The following is a 1,698-nucleotide window of genomic DNA, read 5'->3' as shown; positions in this document are numbered from 1 at the left end:
CTTTCCTTTAAAATGATTCATCGTCATTCCTCCTGCTATCTTTTTCTATTATTCTACCTTATTTGATAGTAGATTTAAAACTTTGCAACAGAACCGCAAATATCTTTGGGACTACTACAGATTATTTGCTGGGACAAAAACCTTATTCAATTATCAGTAGTTTACCTCTAGAACAATTAGATCTTACCAATATTGCAAACTTTTCAAAGGATGAGTTTGATATTTTGAAACATTCAATAGCAGTTTCGGTGGCAAGAAATAAAATAAAGGCAACAGAACTAAAAGATAGAGTTATAGAAAAAAATCAGTTGTCAGAAAAAGATGCAGAACTTTTGAATAAGATTTTTGAAGAAGTTAAAACTTATTGGGAAAATTAGGAGGACGCTAGTCTTCAAAATTCCCTCCCAAAATGTGTCCAAAATATTGACAGAATTCTAGCTTTTCATTATAGTTCTTATGGAACTTTTTTTCTACAACAAAATAGGCTCCATAATATCCATAGGGGATTTACCCACTACAAATAGTATAGAGCCGGTTTTATTAATGTCCTGCATTTCCTAATAAGTTAACCATGACAACACCAATGATAATCAAAATTAAACCGATAATGCTATAAACATTTAGTGTTTCTTTGAAAATCATTACTGCGATAGAGGCTGTCAAAACTAAACCGACAGCTGACCATGTTGCATAAGCTATTCCTAAAGGAATTTTTTGCATTGCTAGTGAGAGGAAATAGAAACAAACGCCATAGCTAAGTAGGGCAGAAACGGTTGGAATAGGCTTTGTAAAACCGTCTGATAATTTCAAAAGGTTAGTTCCCAATATCTCTCCTACAATGGCGATAAAAAGATAAAAGTATGACATGTCTTTAACCTCCTATATGTCATGTTTTTGCTCTAAGAGCTATTATAGCTATCCGTTTTTTATAAATCTTGGCACAAGTCATGAGAATTTGTAGTAAAACTGTGGCAGACACTTTTTCAGAACCAATAGCTGATAAGTTTAGTATATCATAAGATAAATTTTAAAAAAAGTCTTGATTTATTTCAATGTCTTGCGTGGTCTCGATTTTACTGGTAAAATTACTTTTAAGAACTTTAAAAAAGAGGTTTCTATATTTGACAAAACAATGACTTGTTGTCCCGAATGTGGGCATCCTTTGGAGAAAAAATTTTTAAAAGATGAGGGAGATATTCCTTATTGTTCACAATGTGCGAGTTTTCGTTTTCCAGTCTTTAATACAGCAATTAGTGCGATTTTATTTAATGAAAAACATGATAAGATTCTCTTGATTAAGCAATATGACATGGCTGAGCATATTTTGCTAGCTGGTTATGTGTCTAATGATATTCACAACCAATTTCTACAATCATTAAAGGCAATTAATTTAGCCTCTCTTATTACGGATATGGGTAATAAAATTGCACAAAACTAGTCCAAAACTCTTTTTAATAAGGAGTATACTTTCTAGCATTTTATAGTTACTAAAAAGTATCTAAACTTTGGAAGTGATACTAAGTTTTAAAAAATATTATGGAAAAAAAGCTTATAAAATCAATATTTCTGAGATTTAAAACTAATAATATTAGACTCAAAATCCGGTTCTGTTGCAAAGTTTTAAATAAAGAATAAAATCCCTTACGGCATCTATGATTTAAGCTGGGATTCCCAATAATACCTTGATTTCAGTACAGA

General features: G+C 31.1%; 3 protein-coding genes. 2 read left to right on the top strand and 1 reads right to left on the bottom strand.

All coding sequences use genetic code 11. The features are described 5' to 3' along the window. Positions 1-224: 224 nt before the first annotated feature. Entirely contained in the window at positions 225-377 is a 153-nt protein-coding gene (locus PNO30_RS08365) for a hypothetical protein (protein WP_271988022.1), read from the top strand. A 163-nt stretch (positions 378-540) separates the two neighbouring features. Here the strand turns inward: PNO30_RS08365 and PNO30_RS08360 are convergent, their stop codons facing one another. After that, the gene (locus PNO30_RS08360) at positions 541-867 is read right to left on the bottom strand and encodes a DMT family transporter (RefSeq protein WP_009732038.1); all 327 of its coding nucleotides are present in this window, start codon (positions 865-867) and stop codon (positions 541-543) included. A gap of 295 nt (positions 868-1,162) precedes the next feature. Here PNO30_RS08360 and PNO30_RS08355 point away from each other — a divergent pair, with 295 nt between their 5' ends. Then, a complete protein-coding gene (locus PNO30_RS08355; protein WP_219724175.1) occupies positions 1,163-1,438 on the top strand; it encodes a hypothetical protein in 276 nt (91 codons plus the stop codon). Positions 1,439-1,698: the final 260 nt, after the last annotated feature.

It is taken from the genome of Gemella haemolysans (assembly GCF_028308085.1).
GTDB lineage: Bacteria > Bacillota > Bacilli > Staphylococcales > Gemellaceae > Gemella > Gemella haemolysans_D.
Note: the sequence above shows the minus strand (reverse complement) of the source record. Positions and strands in the feature narration are given on the sequence as shown.